General features: G+C 72.8%; 16 protein-coding genes. 7 read left to right on the top strand and 9 right to left on the bottom strand.

Annotation, left to right across the window (positions count from 1 at the left end; genetic code table 11):
* Positions 1 to 55 precede the first annotated feature (55 nt).
* Positions 56 to 1,078, bottom strand: a complete 1,023-nt coding sequence (locus ABT345_RS08220) for a glycosyltransferase family 2 protein (RefSeq protein ID WP_345090714.1) — start codon at positions 1,076 to 1,078, stop codon at positions 56 to 58.
* Positions 1,079 to 1,365: 287 nt separating this feature from the next.
* Here ABT345_RS08220 and ABT345_RS08215 point away from each other — a divergent pair, with 287 nt between their 5' ends.
* The 3 genes from ABT345_RS08215 to ABT345_RS08205 are packed head-to-tail and all read left to right on the top strand — an operon-like array spanning position 1,366 to position 3,865.
* Positions 1,366 to 2,832: an LCP family protein gene (locus tag ABT345_RS08215; protein ID WP_345090712.1), complete on the top strand. Its 1,467-nt coding sequence runs from the start codon at positions 1,366 to 1,368 to the stop codon at positions 2,830 to 2,832.
* A complete protein-coding gene (locus tag ABT345_RS08210; RefSeq protein ID WP_345090710.1) occupies positions 2,823 to 3,245 on the top strand; it encodes a hypothetical protein in 423 nt (140 codons plus the stop codon). The genes ABT345_RS08215 and ABT345_RS08210 overlap by 10 nt, the downstream gene beginning before the upstream one ends.
* 38 nt (positions 3,246 to 3,283) lie before the next feature.
* Positions 3,284 to 3,865: a VanZ family protein gene (locus ABT345_RS08205; protein ID WP_345090707.1), complete on the top strand. Its 582-nt coding sequence runs from the start codon at positions 3,284 to 3,286 to the stop codon at positions 3,863 to 3,865.
* Here ABT345_RS08205 and ABT345_RS08200 read toward each other — a convergent pair.
* On the bottom strand, positions 3,816 to 4,370 hold the full coding sequence (locus ABT345_RS08200; protein ID WP_345090705.1) for an acyl-CoA thioesterase: 555 nt from the start codon (positions 4,368 to 4,370) through the stop codon (positions 3,816 to 3,818). The two genes, ABT345_RS08205 and ABT345_RS08200, sit on opposite strands and share 50 nt — an antisense overlap.
* Positions 4,371 to 4,597: 227 nt before the next feature.
* On the opposite strand from ABT345_RS08200, the gene ABT345_RS08195 reads away from it, so the two are divergent.
* Entirely contained in the window at positions 4,598 to 5,860 is a 1,263-nt protein-coding gene (locus tag ABT345_RS08195; protein WP_345090703.1) for an LCP family protein, read from the top strand.
* Positions 5,861 to 5,943: 83 nt separating this feature from the next.
* Here ABT345_RS08195 and ABT345_RS08190 read toward each other — a convergent pair whose 3' ends face one another.
* The gene (locus ABT345_RS08190; RefSeq protein WP_030282242.1) at positions 5,944 to 7,116 is read right to left on the bottom strand and encodes an acyl-CoA dehydrogenase family protein; all 1,173 of its coding nucleotides are present in this window, start codon (positions 7,114 to 7,116) and stop codon (positions 5,944 to 5,946) included.
* A 250-nt stretch (positions 7,117 to 7,366) separates the two neighbouring features.
* Here ABT345_RS08190 and ABT345_RS08185 point away from each other — a divergent pair, with 250 nt between their 5' ends.
* Positions 7,367 to 8,707: a UDP-glucose dehydrogenase family protein gene (locus tag ABT345_RS08185; protein ID WP_345090699.1), complete on the top strand. Its 1,341-nt coding sequence runs from the start codon at positions 7,367 to 7,369 to the stop codon at positions 8,705 to 8,707.
* Positions 8,708 to 8,766: 59 nt separating this feature from the next.
* Here the strand turns inward: ABT345_RS08185 and ABT345_RS08180 are convergent, their stop codons facing one another.
* Positions 8,767 to 9,333, bottom strand: a complete 567-nt coding sequence (locus tag ABT345_RS08180; RefSeq protein ID WP_345090696.1) for a CGNR zinc finger domain-containing protein — start codon at positions 9,331 to 9,333, stop codon at positions 8,767 to 8,769.
* Positions 9,334 to 9,407: 74 nt separating this feature from the next.
* Between ABT345_RS08180 and ABT345_RS08175 the strand changes: the two genes are divergently transcribed.
* The gene (locus ABT345_RS08175) at positions 9,408 to 9,776 is read left to right on the top strand and encodes a VOC family protein (RefSeq protein WP_345090693.1); all 369 of its coding nucleotides are present in this window, start codon (positions 9,408 to 9,410) and stop codon (positions 9,774 to 9,776) included.
* Between the two features lie 130 nt (positions 9,777 to 9,906).
* Here the strand turns inward: ABT345_RS08175 and ABT345_RS08170 are convergent, their stop codons facing one another.
* From ABT345_RS08170 to ABT345_RS08160, 3 genes are read right to left on the bottom strand one after another with little or no spacing between them, the layout of a single operon-like run.
* Positions 9,907 to 11,085: a dipeptidase gene (locus tag ABT345_RS08170; RefSeq protein WP_502965930.1), complete on the bottom strand. Its 1,179-nt coding sequence runs from the start codon at positions 11,083 to 11,085 to the stop codon at positions 9,907 to 9,909.
* Between the two features lie 14 nt (positions 11,086 to 11,099).
* A complete protein-coding gene (gene purE, locus ABT345_RS08165; RefSeq protein ID WP_386460651.1) occupies positions 11,100 to 11,693 on the bottom strand; it encodes a 5-(carboxyamino)imidazole ribonucleotide mutase in 594 nt (197 codons plus the stop codon).
* Complete coding sequence (locus ABT345_RS08160) at positions 11,690 to 12,841, bottom strand: 5-(carboxyamino)imidazole ribonucleotide synthase (protein ID WP_345090687.1); 1,152 nt, start codon at positions 12,839 to 12,841, stop codon at positions 11,690 to 11,692. Before ABT345_RS08160 ends, purE begins: the two co-directional genes overlap by 4 nt.
* A gap of 237 nt (positions 12,842 to 13,078) precedes the next feature.
* On the opposite strand from ABT345_RS08160, the gene ABT345_RS08155 reads away from it, so the two are divergent.
* Entirely contained in the window at positions 13,079 to 13,606 is a 528-nt protein-coding gene (locus tag ABT345_RS08155; protein WP_345090684.1) for a GtrA family protein, read from the top strand.
* A 49-nt stretch (positions 13,607 to 13,655) separates the two neighbouring features.
* Here ABT345_RS08155 and ABT345_RS08150 read toward each other — a convergent pair whose 3' ends face one another.
* On the bottom strand, positions 13,656 to 14,903 hold the full coding sequence (locus tag ABT345_RS08150) for a sensor histidine kinase (RefSeq protein WP_345090681.1): 1,248 nt from the start codon (positions 14,901 to 14,903) through the stop codon (positions 13,656 to 13,658).
* Between the two features lie 102 nt (positions 14,904 to 15,005).
* Positions 15,006 to 15,686 (bottom strand): response regulator transcription factor, encoded by a 681-nt coding sequence (locus tag ABT345_RS08145; RefSeq protein WP_030282226.1) that lies wholly within the window; start codon positions 15,684 to 15,686, stop codon positions 15,006 to 15,008.
* Between the last annotated feature and the right edge of the window lie 320 nt (positions 15,687 to 16,006).

The raw sequence follows: 16,006 nt of genomic DNA, 5'->3' as shown, positions 1-16,006 counted from the left end.
CGGAAGAGGGGCGGGCCGCCGTGGCCCGCCCCTCTCGCGTAGGTCGCATCCCTCGCTACGCCGTCGTGGCCTTCACCGCCGGGCGGCGGCTGGCGATGACCTTGCGGGCCAGCGAGCGGGGGCTGGTCAGGAAGCCGACGCCCCAGGCCATGTGCATGGTGGCCAGCGCGAGGGGGATCTGTGCGCGGGCCTTCAGCGACAGGCCCTTGCCCGCCGGGACGGAGCCCGCGGCGATGGCGGCCAGATATCCGCCCGGGACGACGAAGCCCCAGGGGGTGACGGCGGCGCCGACGACGACACCGGCGGCGATGGCGCAGACCGCGGTCGGCGGGGCGAGGTAGCGCAGGTTGATCGAGCCGGAGTGGTAGCGCGCGACGACGTGCCGCCACTTGCCGTAGTCCTTGTACTGCTTGGCCAGCGCCTTGACGCTGGGCCGGGGGCGGTACTGGACCTTCAGCTCGGGCGAGAACCACACGCCGCCGCCGGCCTCGCGGATGCGGTAGTTCAGCTCCCAGTCCTGGGCGCGGATGAACTCCTCGTTGTAGCCGCCCTGTTGCTCCAGCGCCTCGCGGCGGAAGACGCCGAGGTAGACGGTCTCGGCGGGGCCCGCCTGGCCGCCGGTGTGGAAGGCGGCGTTGCCGACGCCGATCTTCGAGGTCATCGCGGCGGCGACCGCGTTCTCCCAGGCGTTCTCGCCCTCGGCGTGCATGATGCCGCCGACGTTCTGCGCGCCGGTCTCCTCCAGCAGGCGGACGGCGGTGGCGATGTAGTTCGGGGAGAGCATGCCGTGGCCGTCGACGCGGACCACGATCGGGTGGCTCGACGCCTTGATCGCGGCGTTCAGCGCGGCGGGGGTGCGGCCGGTGGGGTTCGCGACGGTGCGCACCCGCGGGTCCTCGGCCGCGAGCTCGGCGGCGATCTCCTCCGTACGGTCCGCGGACGGGCCGACGGCGATCACCACCTCCATCTCGCCGGCGTACTCCTGCTCCAGGATGTGCCGGACCGAGTTGCGCAGATGACGTTCCTCATTGAGCACCGGCATGATCACGGAGACGGCCGGGGGCTGCTGCTGGGGCATGGTTCCTCGGGGGGACGGCCCGCGGCGGAGCCGCCATCGCGGACGGCAGCGCTCGCCGGGAGAGTGCGATATCCCGGCTCACGTTACCGCTTATGGGTGAGGGCGACGGACGGCAGGCGGGTGGTGGGGCCGCCGGGGCCCGGCGTGTGGGACTTTGCAGTAGATCGTATCGACTTACTGTGTTCTCGCAGTTACCGCCGGATCGCTCCGCCCTGTCCCGCCCGCCGTGGCGGGGACGCGGCGGGCGGCCACCGCTCGCACCCGTTCCGCCGCGGAGGTGTCCCCCGTTGACCGTCCCGCCCCGCCCCGCCCGTTCCGCAGCGCGCCGCACCGCCCGGGAGCGCGGGCGCTCCCCGCGCAGGCGCTGGGGGCTGCGGATCTCCGCCATCGCCTCGGTGCTGCTGATGACCGCGAGCGGCGTCGGGCACGCCATGGTCACCGGCGTGGAGGAGGGCATCGGGCGGGTCCACCCGTTCCAGGGGATGCCGGAGCGGGAGCGGCCCACCGGCGGGGACGGGCTGAACTTCCTGGTCGTCGGCACCGACGGCCGGGACAAGATCACGTCGGCGGAGAAGCGGAAGTACCACCTGGGCGGTGCGCCCTGTCACTGCACGGACACCCTGATGCTGGTGCACCTCTCCGCCGGGCGGGACCGCGCCAGCGTCGTCAGCCTGCCGCGCGACTCGTACGCGGAGGTGCCCGCCCACAAGGACGAGGCGACCGGGCGGCAGCGGCCCCGGCACGCCGTCAAGCTGAACGCGGCGTACGCCGAGGGCGGGCCGGGGCTGACAGTGCGCACCGTCGAGCACATGACGGGCGTGCACATCGACCACTATCTGGAGGTCGACTTCGCCAGCTTCATGCGGAGCGTGGACGCCGTCGGCGGGGTGGAGATCTGCACCGTACGGCCGCTGAAGGACCGCTACACCGGTCTCGACCTGCCCGCCGGGAAGGCGACGCTGGGCGGCGGGCAGGCCCTCCAGTACGTCCGCTCCCGGCACATCGACGGCTCCGCGGACCTCGGCCGGATGCAGCGCCAGCAGCGGTTCTTGGCATCGCTGATCCACAAGGTGACCTCGTCCGGGGTGCTGATGAACCCGGTGCGGTTCCGGGAGGTCGCGGACGCGCTGCTGACGTCGGTCCGCGCCGACTCCGACTTCACCGCCGACGACCTGGTCGACCTGGGACAGGCGATGCGCGGCTTCACCCCGGCGTCGTCGGAGTTCCTTTCGGTGCCGCTGGCCCCGGAGGGGGTGCAGCTGCCGGGCGGCGGGACGACGGTGCGCTGGGACCCGGTCGCCGCCAAGCAGGTCTTCCAGGCGCTCCGGGACGACAAGCCGCTCGCCGCGCCGAAGAAGCCGGCGAGCGGGCCGCGCCCGACGGTGGTGGACGTCCCGCCGGACCAGATCCGGGTCCGGGTCGACAACGGCACCGGTCGGCACGGGCTGGCCCGCTCCGTCTCCAAGGCGCTGGGCGCGGCCGGCTTCCTCCCGTCGGGCATCCCCGGGGACGCGCCCGACGGCCCGCACCCGAAGACGCTCATCTCGTACGACCCGCGCTGGGACCGCTCGGCGCAGACGCTGGCCGCCGCGCTGCCCGGCGCCGAGCTGCGCAAGGTCGCGGGGCAGGGGCCGGTGCTGCGGGTGACGACCGGGCAGGACTACGCCGGGGTGCATCCGGTGCGGGCCGAGGAGCCGGCGCCCGGCACCCCGGGCATCGCGACGGTCACCGGCGACGAGGCCGCATGTCCCTGAGCGGGCCGGTGCGGCCCCGCCGCCCGTACGCCCGGCGGGCGGGCCTGACGGCCGCGCTCTGCCTGGTGGCGACGGTGGCGGCGGCCGCCCCGCCGGCTCCGGCGACGCCGGTCGGCTGCGGCGGTCCGGCCGGCGGGCAGCTCTGCCTGCGCGGTCCGGTGGGCCGCCCGGGCGTCTACACCGCGCGCTACCGGCGCGCCCCCACCGCCAGCCCCGGCGAGATCGCGGTCCGCCTGGGCTATCAGCGCAAGGACTCCCGGATCACCGCGTTCCCCGGGTGGTTCGGCACCGTCCGCACCACCGGCGGCACGGCCACGCTGCGCGGGCGGGTGGGGATGGCGGCCGGGGAGTGCATCCGCGGGGTGATGGAGCACGGGGAGCGGGTCTACGTCACCAAGTGGAGCTGCGGCTGACCCGCGGGTCGGCGGCGGCGGGTTCCGGAGGTCGCATCGTGTGGCAGCTGATCTGGGGCATCACGCCCGCGGCGGTGACGCTCGTCCTGCTGGGGGCGCCGGCCCTGGCCACCGGGCTGGCGCTGTGGGAGGGCCGCGACGCGGCGGATCCGTGGCCGCGCCGGACGGCCGGGGCGTTGCTGACCGGGTGGCTGGCGCTGCTGCTGGTGGTGGCGCTGGCGCCGGTGCAGCCGATCGGTTCGGGCGATGCGACGGTGTGGTGGCTGCCCGGCGCGGAGCTGTTCGACCCGGGGGCGCCGCTGCTGCCGGACGAGGCGTCGGTGCTGGTCCGCGAGGAGCTGGCGGGCGTCGCGCTCTATCTGCCGGTGCCGCTGCTGCTGCGGTTCGCGGCGGTGCGGCGGTCGGCGGCGGGCGTGTTCTGGCCGGCGGTGGGGCTGTGCGTGGCGGTCGAGGCGGCGCAGGCGGTGATGCGGGCGGGCCGGATCGCGGAGGTGAACGATGTGCTGTGCGGGGCGGCCGGGGCGGGGCTCGGCCTGGGGATCGCGGCGCTGGCCCGGTGGGCCGCGGCCGTCATGCGTCGTTCAAGCCCTCGGCGGCGTGCCGTGCGCGCAGCTCCATGATCGCGCGGCGGCGGGCGAGGCGGTGCGTGCGGCGGATCTGCGCCTCCTGGTAGCGGCGCCGGTCGCGCTCGGTCTCGACGATCACCGGCGGCACCGGGCGGGGCTTGCCCTCGGCGTCGACGGCGGCGAAGACGAGGTAGGCGGAGCCGACCTGGGTGGCCGGGGTGGATTCGTTCCACCGCTCGGCCATGACCCGGACGCCGACCTCCATGGAGGAGCGGCCGGTCCAGTTGATCTGGGCCTTCACATGGACGAGGTCGCCGACCCGGACCGGCTCCAGGAAGGCCATCTCGTCCATGGAGGCGGTGACGGCGGGTCCGCCGGAGTGCCGTCCCGCGACCGCGCCCGCCGCGTCGTCGACCAGTTTCATGATCACGCCGCCGTGCACCGTACCCAGCAGGTTGGTGTCCGCGGCGGTCATGATGTGCGACAGCGTGGTGCGGGAGACGTGGGTGGGCTTGCCCGCGGGGGCACCCTCCTCGCCGTCGGTCACGAGTTCGGTCATGCGTCCACCCTAAGCGGTGGCCTTCGCGGCCCGGCCGGGAGGACGGGCCTTCGGCGGCCGCCCGCCACGGCCGCGGACGTCCGGCATGCGGTTTTCCTCCGCCACGTCGGAATGGTCACATCCGCTTGGGGTATGGCCGCGCGCTTTGCATCAGCTCTGCAACAGCCCCGCCCCGAACCCACCCCCGCCCTGTAAGACCCGGTGCCCCGGCAGGCACACTCGTCTGCATGAATGAGTGGCACGGGAACGGACCCTCCCGCGACCAGCGCGGGTACGGACGCGGCAGTGGCCGCGCCCAGCCGGAAGGCGCACGCGCCATGCCGCAGGTACGGCGGGACGCCGGCCCCGGCTACGGCCGCCCGGGAACGGGAGCGGGCCCGCGCCGCGGCTCCGTCCCGCCGCAGCAGTCGCAGGGCTACGACGACTACGACGGCTACAACACCGGCCAGGTCTACGGCAGCGGCGGGCCCGGCGGTCCGCAGCAGGGCGGCTACAACGCCCGGCCGCGCCCGAACTGGGGCCGCCGCATCAAGTGGACGGCCCTGACCGTCGTCGCGGTCGTCGCGGTCGCCTCCGTCGCCACGTACTTCTGGGCCGACGGCAAGCTGCGCCGCGAGGTGGACCTGAGCAAGGTCATCGACCGCCCCGAGGCGGGCGACGGCACCAACTACCTGATCGTGGGCTCGGACAGCCGCGAGGGCATGACCTCCGAGCAGAAGAAGAACCTCCACACCGGATCCGTCGAGGGCAAGCGCACCGACTCGATGATGATCCTGCACGACGGCAGCAACGGCCCCACGCTGATCTCGCTGCCGCGCGACTCCGGCGTGGAGATACCGTCCTTCGTCGGCTCCGAGTCCGGCAAGAAGTACCCGGGCACCGGCCGCCGCACCAAGCTGAACGCGGCGTACGCCGAGGACGGCCCCGAGCTGCTGGTGCGGACCGTCGAGTACAACACCAAGCTGCACATCGACCACTACGTCGAGATCGGCTTCGCCGGCTTCGCCAACATCGTGGACGCGATCGGCGGCGTGGAGCTGGACATCCCCCAGGCGTTCAAGGACAAGGACTCCGGCTCCGACTTCCAGGCGGGCAAGCAGACGCTCAACGGCTCCCAGGCGCTCGCCTTCGTCCGCGCCCGCAAGGCGTTCGCCACCAGCGACCTGGCGCGCACCAAGAACCAGCAGAAGTTCCTGGCCGCCCTCGCCAACCAGGCGGCGTCGCCGGGCACGGTGCTCAACCCCTTCCAGCTCTACCCGACGCTCGGCGCGGGCCTGGACACCCTCATCGTCGACAAGGACATGAGCCTGTGGAGCCTGGGCAACATGTTCTTCGCGATGAAGGGCGTCAACAGCGGTGAGGGCACCTCGCTGAACATGCCGATGTCCGGCATCACGAACGGCTTCGTGGTGTGGGACAAGGCCAAGGTCCAGCAGCTCGTCCAGCAGCTCAACAACGACGAGAAGGTCACGGTCACCGACGGCAACTGACCCCGTCGCCCGCTCACCACGTACGCACACGACGGCCCCCGGCGAGAGCGCCGGGGGCCGTCGGCTGTGAGCGGGTGCCGCCGTTACGGCAGGTTCCGCGCCATCACGATCCGCTGGACCTGGTTCGTGCCCTCGTAGATCTGGGTGATCTTGGCGTCGCGCATCATGCGCTCGACCGGGTAGTCGCGGGTGTAGCCGTAGCCGCCGAGGAGCTGGACCGCGTCGGTGGTGATCTCCATCGCGGCGTCGGAGGCGTAGCACTTGGCGGCGGCGCCGAAGAAGGTGAGGTCCTCGTCCTTGCCGCCGGCGGAGATGCGCTCGGACTTGGCGGCGGCGGCGTAGGTCAGCTGGCGGGCGGCCTCGACCTTCATCGCCATGTCGGCGAGCATGAACTGCACGCCCTGGAAGTCGCCGATCGGCTTGCCGAACTGCTTGCGCTCGCGGACGTAGCCCTTGGCGTAGTCCAGCGCGCCCTGGGCGATGCCCAGCGCCTGCGCGGCGATGGTGATGCGGGTGTGGTCGAGGGTCTTCATCGCGGTGGCGAAGCCGGTGCCCTCGGCGCCGATCATGCGGTCGGCGGGGATGCGGACGTTGTCGAGGTAGACCTCGCGGGTCGGCGAGCCCTTGATGCCGAGCTTCTTCTCGGGGGCGCCGAAGGACACGCCCTCGTCGCCCTTCTCGACGACGAAGGCGGAGATGCCCTTGGAGCGCTTCTCCGGGTCGGTGACGGCCATGACCGTGTAGTACTCGGAGACGCCGGCGTTGGTGATCCAGCGCTTCACGCCGTTGAGGACCCAGAAGTCGCCGTCGCGGACGGCCTTGGTCTTCATGCCCGCGGCGTCCGAACCCGCGTCCGGCTCGCTCAGGCAGTACGAGAACATCGCGTCGCCCTTGGCCAGCGGGCCGAGGTACTTCGCCTTCAGCTCCTCCGAGCCGGAGAGGATCACCGGCAGCGAGCCGAGCTTGTTGACCGCCGGGATCAGCGAGGACGAACCGCAGACGCGGGCGACCTCCTCGATGACGATGACGGTGGCGAGCGCGTCGGCGCCGGCGCCGCCGTAGGTCTCCGGTACGTGGACGGCGTGCAGGTCGTTGGCGACCAGCGCGTCGAGCGCCTCCTGCGGGAAGCGGGCCTCCTCGTCGACGGCGGCGGCGAACGGTGCGATCTTCGCCTCGGCGAGGGCACGCACCGACTCCCGGAGCATGTCGTGCTCCTCCGACGGCCGGTACAGATCGAAATCAGCGGTTCCCGCCAAGGTTTCTCACTCCCCTGAGAGCTGCAGTGCTAACTACCGTTAAGTAACCCGTTCTGCTCGGGATTCTAGGCGCCCGGGGCCGGACGGGATACGTGAGGTTGCCGACAGACCATCCGTTCCCCGGTGGCCGGTGACCGACGCCCGCCGGCAGGGGCCCGACTATGCTCGGTCAGCGCCTTTTCGCCCGTCCGTCACCGATCCCGCACACCGCACACCGGCGCGCCGCGCCGAAACCTGGTTTGGAGCATCCATGGCCCTCAAGATCACCGTGATCGGCACCGGCTACCTCGGCGCCACCCACGCCGCCGCCATGGCCGAGCTGGGGTTCGAGGTCCTGGGACTGGACGTCGTCCCCGAGAAGATCGAGATGCTGCGGCGCGGCGAGGTCCCGATGTACGAGCCGGGGCTGGAGGAGCTGCTGCGCCGCCACATCGACGGCATCGAGGGCTCCACCGGCCGGCTGCGCTTCACCACCTCCTACGAGGAGGCCGGGGCCTTCGGCGATGTGCACTTCGTCTGCGTGAACACCCCGCAGAAGCACGGCGAGTACGCCTGTGACATGTCCTACGTCGAGAGCGCCTTCGCCTCGCTCGCCCCGCATCTGGACCGCCCGGTGCTGGTCGTCGGCAAGTCGACGGTGCCGGTGGGCAGCGCGGCGCGGCTCGCGCGGCTGCTGGCCGAGCAGGCGCCCGCGGGCGAGGCGGCGGAGCTGGCGTGGAACCCGGAGTTCCTGCGCGAGGGGTTCGCCGTCGACGACACCCTGCACCCGGACCGGATCGTCGTCGGCGTCGCGAGCGAGCGGGCCGAGGCGCTGCTGCGGGAGATCTACGAGAAGCCGGTCGCCGAGGGCTCGCCGTTCGTCGTCATGGACTACCCGACGGCCGAGCTGGTGAAGACCGCCGCCAACTCCTTCCTGGCGACGAAGATCTCGTTCATCAACGCCATGGCGGAGGTCTGCGAGGCGGCCGACGGCGATGTGGTGAAGCTGGCCGAGGCGATCGGGCACGACGAGCGGATCGGCAAGAAGTTCCTGCGCGCCGGGGTCGGCTTCGGCGGCGGCTGCCTGCCCAAGGACATCCGGGCGTTCATGGCCCGCGCCGGTGAGCTGGGCGCGGACCAGGCGCTGACGTTCCTGCGCGAGGTCGACTCGATCAACATGCGGCGTCGCGGCCACATGGTCGAGCTGACCCGGGAGGCGGTCGGCGGCAGCTTCCTCGGCAAGCGGGTCGCCGTCCTCGGCGCCACCTTCAAGCCGGACTCCGACGACGTCCGCGACTCCCCCGCCCTCAACGTCGCAGGTCAGATCCATCTCCAGGGCGGCCAGGTCACCGTGTACGACCCGAAGGGCATGGCGAACGCCCGGCGGCTGTTCCCGACGCTGGGCTACGCGGACAGCGCGCTGGAGGCGGTGCGCGGCGCGGACGCGGTGCTGCACCTGACCGAGTGGCGGGAGTTCCGGGAGCTGGACCCGGCGGTGCTGGGCGAGGCGGCCGGCGCCCGCCGCATCCTGGACGGCCGCAACGCCCTCGACCCGGAGCTGTGGCGGAAGGCCGGCTGGGTCTACCGGGCGCTGGGGCGTCCGCAGGCGTAACCCGTTCTCCTCTGCGTACCGCCCGGCCGGGTCCGTTCCCGGCCGGGCGGTCGCGCTTTTCAGCCGGATTCCGCGCGGCGGGCCCGGTAGCTGCGCATCTTCGCCCGGCTGCCGCAGACCGCCATGGAGCACCAGCGGCTGCGGCCGGCCGGGCTCCGGTCGTAGAAGACCCAGTGGCAGTCGTGGGCCGCGCACGCCTTGAGGCGCGGCCAGCTGCCGTCGGCGGCCGCGGTGGCGACACCGGCGGCCAGCACCGCGGTGAGGTGGTCGGCGCCGCGCAGTCCGGCGGCCGGGCGGAGCGCGGGGGCGCCGCCGGGGGCGACGGCGAGGACGAGCGGGGCGCGGGCCAGCAGCCGGTCCAGGGTGCGGGTGTCGGCGGGCGCCGGCGGGCGGCCCGCGGTGTGGGCGAGGCAGACGGCGCGCAGCGCCTCCCGCAGCTCGGTCAGTACGCGGACGGCCGCCGGGCCGTCGTCCTGCGGGGTGAGCGGGGGCAGGCCGTGCGCGGTGAGGAAGGCGTCGAGGCCGCCGTCCGCGGTCAGCGTGTCCGCGCCGATCTCGATGTCGAGGGTGTTCATCAGGTCCTGCACCGGGAGGAGGGACACCGGCGCCGTTCGGTTGTCCGCCACCCTTGCCACGTTACCGGCCGACCGCCATCATGCAGTAACGCAGTTACCGGTTAATGGCTTGAGAGGGTAACAACATGGCTCTGATCGAGCTGGGTGTCGTCGCGCTGGACTGTCCCGATCCGCGGGCGCTCGCCGGTTTCTACGCCGCGCTGCTCGACTGGCGGGTGACGGGCGAGGGGGACTGGTTCGAGGCCGTCGGACCGCGGGGCGAACGGCTGGCGTTCCAGGAGGTGGCGGGGTACCGGCCGCCGCAGTGGCCGGGCCAGGAGCAGCCGCAGCAGGCCCACGTCGACCTCGACGTGCGGCGCGCGGACATCGAGGCGGCGCAGGAGAAGGCGCTGGCGCTCGGCGCGAAGCTGGTCCAGCAGGACGACGCCCGGCAGAGCTGGCGGGTCTATCTGGACCCCGTCGGGCACCCGTTCTGCCTCTGCCTCGTCGGCTGACGGCGGGGCGGGCCCGGGCGGCCACCGCCGCGGGCGGTCGGCCCGGCGCCGCCCCGGCCGCCCGGATGCGGCAACGCACCGGCGGGCCGCCGTCCGGAGACGGGGCCCGCCGGTGCGCCTGGTGGTGCGCTCAGCCGTCCAGCTGCTCGATCGTGGCGATCGACTCCGGGCGGCGGGCCTGCTCGGCGCGCGCGACGTCCTCGGCGTCCCGCAGCGTGCGGACCGCGTTGCGCCAGGTCAGCTTGGCGAGGTCGGCGGTGGACCACTTGCGCTCCAGCAGCTCGGCGAGCAGGTTCGGGTAGCTCGCCACGTCCGCCAGATCGGTCGGGGTGAAGGCGGTGCCGTCGTAGTCGCCGCCCAGCCCGATGTGGTCGACGCCGGCGACCTCCCGCATGTGGTCGAGGTGGTCGGCGACGGTCGCGGCGGTCGCCTCCGGCATCGGATTCGCCGCCCGGAACTCCCGCTGCACCGCCATCGCCTCGGGCGTGGTCTCCAGGTGGTGGAAGCCGTGGGCCCGCATGTTCTCGTCGGCCCGCAGCACCCAGGGGCCGACCTCCTGGTGCACGAACTTCGGCACGAAGGTGGCCATCGCGGTGCCGCCGTTGGCGGGCAGCCGCTCCAGGACGTCGTCGGGGATGTTCCGCGGGTGGTCACAGACCGCGCGGGACGAGGAGTGCGAGAAAATCACCGGCGCGGTGGAGACCCGCAGCGCGTCGCGCATCGTCGTGGCGGCGACGTGCGAGAGGTCGACGAGCATGCCGAGGCGGTTCATCTCCCGCACGACCTCCTCGCCGAAGGCGCTCAGCCCGCCGGCGCGGGGCTCGTCCGTCGCGGAGTCCGCCCAGGCCAGGCTGTCGTTGTGGGTGAGCGTCATATAACGGACGCCCAGCCGGTGCAGGGCCCGCAAGGTGGCCAGCGAGTTGTTGATGGAGTGGCCGCCCTCGGCGCCCATCAGCGAGGCGATGACGCCGTCGGCGCGCGCCGCCTCCATGTCGTCGGCGGTGAAGGCGAGCCGCAGCGCCTCGGGGTAGCGCGCGGCCATCCGCCGCACCACGTCGATCTGTTCGAGGGTGGCGCTGACCGCCGTGTCGCCCGCGAAGTCGGCGCGGACGTAGACCGACCAGAACTGCGCGCCGACGCCGCCGGCCCGCAGCCGCGGGATGTCGGTGTGCAAGAACTCCGACTGGTCACCGGCGATGTCGCGGCGGTCCAGGTCGTAGCCGACCTGTGCGCGCAGCGCCCAGGGCAGGTCGTTGTGGCCGTCGACGACGGGGTGCTCGGCGAGCAGCGCGGCGATGCGCGGGTCCACCGCGCCGGCCGCCATCACTTGCCCCCGAAGCCGAAGCCGGCCGGGGAGGCGACCTTGTTCCGCAGCCGCTTGCCCTTCTCGGTGGCCTGGTCGTTCAGCTCCTGCTGGAACTCCCGCATCCGGCCGAGCAGTTCCTCGTCGTGCGCGGCGAGCATCCGCGCGGCGAGCAGCCCCGCGTTGCGCGCACCGCCGACGGAGACGGTCGCGACCGGCACGCCCGCGGGCATCTGCACGATGGAGAGCAGCGAGTCCATGCCGTCGAGGTACTTCAGCGGCACCGGCACGCCGATCACCGGCAGCGGGGTGACGGAGGCGAGCATGCCCGGCAGATGGGCGGCTCCCCCGGCGCCCGCGATGATCGCCTTGAGGCCGCGCCCGGCGGCCTCCTCGCCGTACGCGATCATCTCGTGCGGCATCCGGTGCGCGGAGACGACGTCGACCTCGTAGGGGATCTCGAACTCGTCGAGCGCCTTGGCGGCGGCCTCCATCACGGGCCAGTCGGAGTCCGAGCCCATGACGATGCCGACGACCGGCGCGGTGCCGGAGCTGGAGGGGCGCGCGTGAGCGCTCGGTGAGGGGTGGCGGTCGGGCGACGGGCGGGCAGTCATTCGGTGATCGTTCCTCGCAGGTAGCCGGCGGCGTGCGCGGCGCGCTCGCGCACGTCGGCAAGGTCGTCGCCGTAGGTGTTGACGTGACCGACCTTCCGGCCGGGCTTCACGTCCTTTCCGTACATGTGGATCTTCAGCTGCGGATCGCGTGCCAGGCAATGGAGGTACGCGGAATACATGTCCGGGTAGTCGCCGCCGAGAACGTTGGCCATCACCGTCCAGGGGGCGCGCGGGCGCGGGTCGCCGAGCGGGAGGTCGAGGACGGCGCGGACGTGGTTGGCGAACTGCGAGGTGATCGCGCCGTCCTGGGTCCAGTGGCCGGAGTTGTGCGGACGCATCGCCAGTTCGTTGACGAGCACCTGCGGTTCGCCGTCCGGGCCGGGGACCTCGAACAGCTCGACCGCGAGGTGGCCGACGACGCCCAGCTCCGCCGCGATGCGCAGCGCCATCTCCTGGGCGCGCGCCGCGAGGTCCGCGCTCAGGCCGGGCGCCGGGGCGATGACCGTGTCGCAGACGCCGTCGACCTGGATCGACTCCACGACGGGGTAGGCGACGGCCTGGCCGTGCGGCGAGCGGACGACGTTGGCGGCCAGTTCGCGGGTGAAGGGGACCTTCTCCTCGGCCAGCACGGGCACCCCGGCCCGGAACGGCTCGGCCGCCTCCTTGGAGGAACGTACGACCCAGACGCCCTTGCCGTCGTAGCCGCCGCGGACGGTCTTGAGGATCACCGGGAAGCCGGTGCCCTCCGCCGCGAACGCCGCCACGTCGTCCGGACCGGAGACGATGCGGTGCCTGGGGCAGGGCACGCCCAGCGCGTCCAGCCTCGCCCGCATCACCCCCTTGTCCTGGGCGTGCACGAGCGCGTCGGGGCCGGGGCGTACGGGGATGCCGTCCGCCTCCAGCGCCTTCAGGTGCTCGGTGGGTACGTGCTCGTGATCGAAGGTGATCACATCGCAGCCACGGGCGAAGGAGCGCAGCGTGTCCAGGTCGCGGTAGTCGCCGATGACGACGTCGCTGACCACCTGGGCCGCCGAATCCTGCGGGGTGTCGCTGAGGAGCTTGAACTTGATGCCGAGGGGGATGCCCGCCTCGTGGGTCATACGGGCGAGCTGACCGCCACCGACCATGCCGACTACCGGGAACGTCACGCCCCCCAGCGTATCCGTACGGGCGTGCCACTCCGCCGGGTGGTGATTGGAGGATCGTCCGAGTGCGGCCGCGGGACGGCGGTGATGTGCGGAGCGTGATCTTCCGCAGCACCGCCGGGCGGGCGTCGCTGCGCACGCCCGCGGGCGGCGGCCCCTGGGAAACGCTGGTTAGCATGAGGGGCGGTCCGGGACGACCGGCCGGGCCGGCCGCCACCGACAGGGAGCAAGACGATCACCATGAGTGAACGGAGCGCGCTGCGGTCGCGGCTGGAGCAGCTCCTGCGGGAGGTCGCCAAGTTCGGTGCCGTCGGCGGCGCCGGGGTGATCGTGAACTTCGCGGTCTTCAACCTCGTACGGCATCTGACGGAGCTGCCGGTCGTGCGGGCCAGCGTCATCGCGACGGTCGTGGCCACCGGCACCAACTACCTCGGCTACCGCTACTTCACCTACCGCGACCGCGACAAGCAGGGCCGCACCCGCGAACTCTCGCTCTTCCTGCTGTTCAGCATCGCCGGACTGATCATCGAGAACGGCATGCTCTACGCGGCGACGTACGGCTTCGGCTGGGACACCCCGCTGCAGAGCAACGTCTTCAAGTTCCTCGGCATCGGCGTCGCCACCCTCTTCCGCTTCTGGTCGTACCGCACCTGGGTCTTCCGCACCCCGGACGGCGAGGCGGCCGGGGAGGGCGGGCCGCTGCCGGACGCGGTCGGTGCCGGGGCGCGGGAGCGGCAGCCGCAGGCGCAGGGCGCCCCGCGCGGCTGACGGACCGGCCGGGCGGGTGACGGGACCCGAACCCGCGACACCGCCCCGCTCACCCCTCGGGCTGCTCGGCCTCCCGGGCCAGGAAGAGGGCGAAGACCGGCGGGTGCTGCTGAAGCAGTTCGAGCCGTCCGCCGTCCGCCTCCGCCAGATCGCGGGCGACGGCGAGGCCCAGACCCGTGGAGTTGCGACCGGAGACGGTCCGCTCGAAGACCCGCGAGCCGAGGTCGGCGGAGACGCCGGGGCCCGCGTCCGTGACCTCCACCACCGCTTGGTTGCCGGTGACGCGGGTGCGCAGCGCGACCGTCCCGTCGCCGTGCATCAGCGAGTTCTCGATGAGGGTGGCGAGCACCTGCGCCACCGCGCCCGGCGTGCCGACGGCCCGCAGCCCCTTCTTCCCGGAGCGGACGATGGAGCGGGCGGCGCTGCGGTAGGCGGGCCGCCACTCCTCGACCTGCTGCTTGACGACCTCGTCGAGGTCGAAGGCGACGGCGGAGCCGGAACGCGGGTCGCGGGAGTTGGTGAGCAGCCGCTGGACCACGTCCGTCAGCCGCTCGACCTGGGCCAGCGCGATGGTGGCCTCCTCCTTGACGGTGTCCGGGTCGTCGGTGAGCGTGATCTCCTCCAGCCGCATGGAGAGCGCGGTCAGCGGGGTGCGCAGCTGGTGGGAGGCGTCGGCGGCGAGGCGGCGCTCGGCGGTGAGCATCCGGGCGATCCGCTCGGCGCTGGCGTCCAGCACATCGGCGACCCGGTCCAGCTCCTGGACGCCGTAGCGGCGGTGGCGCGGGCGGGGGTCGCCGGAGCCGAGGCGTTCGGCGGTCTCGGCGAGGTCGGTGAGCGGTGCGGTGAGCCGGTGGGCCTGGCGGATCGCGAGCCCGACCGCGGCGACGATCGCCAGCAACGCGACCGCCAGGATGACCAGCAGCGTGCGGCCGATCTCCTCGTTGACGGTGGCGCGCGACTCCTGGACGGTGACCTGCTCACCGCGGTCGCCCGTCATCCGCGACTCGATGACGTCACCGGTGGGCCGGGTGCCGATCTCGATCGGCGCCGTGCCGGGCACCTTGATCCGGGCGTAGCGGTGGACGGTGATCTGTTCGGAGAGGGCGTCCGACGTGATCTTCTCGCCGCTGCCGATCCGGCTCTCGACGATGCCGACCAGCCGCACCGCCTCGGACGCCACGCTCTCCTGGGCGCCCGCCTGGATGGTGCGGGTCTCGACGACGACGAGTGAGAGGCCGAAGACGGCGATCACGACGAGCACCACCGCGAGGGTGGAGTTGATCAGGCGGCGGCGCACGGTGCCCTCCGGGCGGGGGTTGCGGTGGTCTGTCTGCGGGACAGCCCTCGGACGTCCCGCCCGGCGGGGGCTGCCCACGGCCGCGGCCGGGCCCCGGGTGTGTCAGCTCTTCTCGAAGCGGAAGCCGACGCCCCGGACGGTGGCGATGTAGCGCGGGTTGGCGGCATCGTCGCCGAGCTTCTTGCGGAGCCAGGAGATGTGCATGTCGAGGGTCTTCGTCGACGACCACCAGGTGGTGTCCCAGACCTCGCGCATCAGCTGATCGCGGGTGACGACCCGGCCGGCGTCCCGCACCAGCACCCGCAGCAGGTCGAACTCCTTGGCGGTGAGCTGCAGCTCCTCGTCGCCCATCCAGGCGCGGTGCGACTCGACGTCGATGCGCACGCCGTGGGTGGCCGGCGGCTGCTGCGGCTCGGCGGTCGAGCCGCGGCGCAGCAGCGCCCGGACGCGGGCGAGCAGCTCGGCGAGGCGGAAGGGCTTGGTGACGTAGTCGTCGGCGCCGGCGTCCAGACCGACGACGGTGTCCACCTCGTCGGCGCGGGCGGTCAGCACCAGGATGGGGAAGGAATGACCTTCGTTGCGCAGCCTGCGGGCGACCTCCAGGCCGTCCATGCCGGGCAGTCCCAGGTCGAGTACGACCAGATCGATGTGGTCCTGGAGGCCGGCGTCGAGCGCCGTGGGGCCGTCCTCGCGCACCTCGACTTCGTAACCCTCGCGGCGCAGTGCGCGGGCGAGCGGCTCCGAGATGGACGCGTCATCCTCGGCGAGCAGTACACGGGTCATGGCCCGATGGTAGTCCGATGCGCCGTGGCCAGGGGGCGAGCGGGGCGGGCGGGACGACATCGCGCGACAGGGGACGGCGAGGTTTCCCGACGGGCCGGAATGGTTCCCCATAACGAATGTGAGCGTTGTCTCACCCCTCCCAACGCCGGTCGAACGGGACGTATGGTGGGCCGAACGTCCATCGCACAACCGCCGGGGCCCGCGGCACCTCACGGGTGCCCGCGGTCCCCAGTTGTGTACGGGGTGCGGTACACCGCTCCCGGTGCACAGCGATTGACCTGTCGACCGGGTCCGCCACGCCAAGTAATGACGGGGGGCGT

This window comes from Streptomyces sp. NPDC000404, assembly GCF_040300365.1.
GTDB classification, from domain to species: domain Bacteria; phylum Actinomycetota; class Actinomycetes; order Streptomycetales; family Streptomycetaceae; genus Streptomyces; species Streptomyces ramulosus.
Note: the sequence above shows the minus strand (reverse complement) of the source record. Positions and strands in the feature narration are given on the sequence as shown.

What these genes read in the sequence shown, in the direction of transcription:
- ABT345_RS08145 (WP_030282226.1), bottom strand. Translation starts at nt 15,686, where the DNA reads ATGACCCGTGTACTGCTCGCCGAGGATGACGCGTCCATCTCGGAGCCG.
- ABT345_RS08200 (WP_345090705.1), bottom strand. Translation starts at nt 4,370, where the DNA reads ATGACCGAACTCGTGACCGACGGCGAGGAGGGTGCCCCCGCGGGCAAG.
- ABT345_RS08220 (WP_345090714.1), bottom strand. Translation starts at nt 1,078, where the DNA reads ATGCCCCAGCAGCAGCCCCCGGCCGTCTCCGTGATCATGCCGGTGCTC.
- ABT345_RS08175 (WP_345090693.1), top strand. Translation starts at nt 9,408, where the DNA reads ATGGCTCTGATCGAGCTGGGTGTCGTCGCGCTGGACTGTCCCGATCCG.
- ABT345_RS08195 (WP_345090703.1), top strand. Translation starts at nt 4,598, where the DNA reads ATGAATGAGTGGCACGGGAACGGACCCTCCCGCGACCAGCGCGGGTAC.
- ABT345_RS08210 (WP_345090710.1), top strand. Translation starts at nt 2,823, where the DNA reads ATGTCCCTGAGCGGGCCGGTGCGGCCCCGCCGCCCGTACGCCCGGCGG.
- ABT345_RS08185 (WP_345090699.1), top strand. Translation starts at nt 7,367, where the DNA reads ATGGCCCTCAAGATCACCGTGATCGGCACCGGCTACCTCGGCGCCACC.
- ABT345_RS08155 (WP_345090684.1), top strand. Translation starts at nt 13,079, where the DNA reads ATGAGTGAACGGAGCGCGCTGCGGTCGCGGCTGGAGCAGCTCCTGCGG.
- purE (WP_386460651.1), bottom strand. Translation starts at nt 11,693, where the DNA reads ATGACTGCCCGCCCGTCGCCCGACCGCCACCCCTCACCGAGCGCTCAC.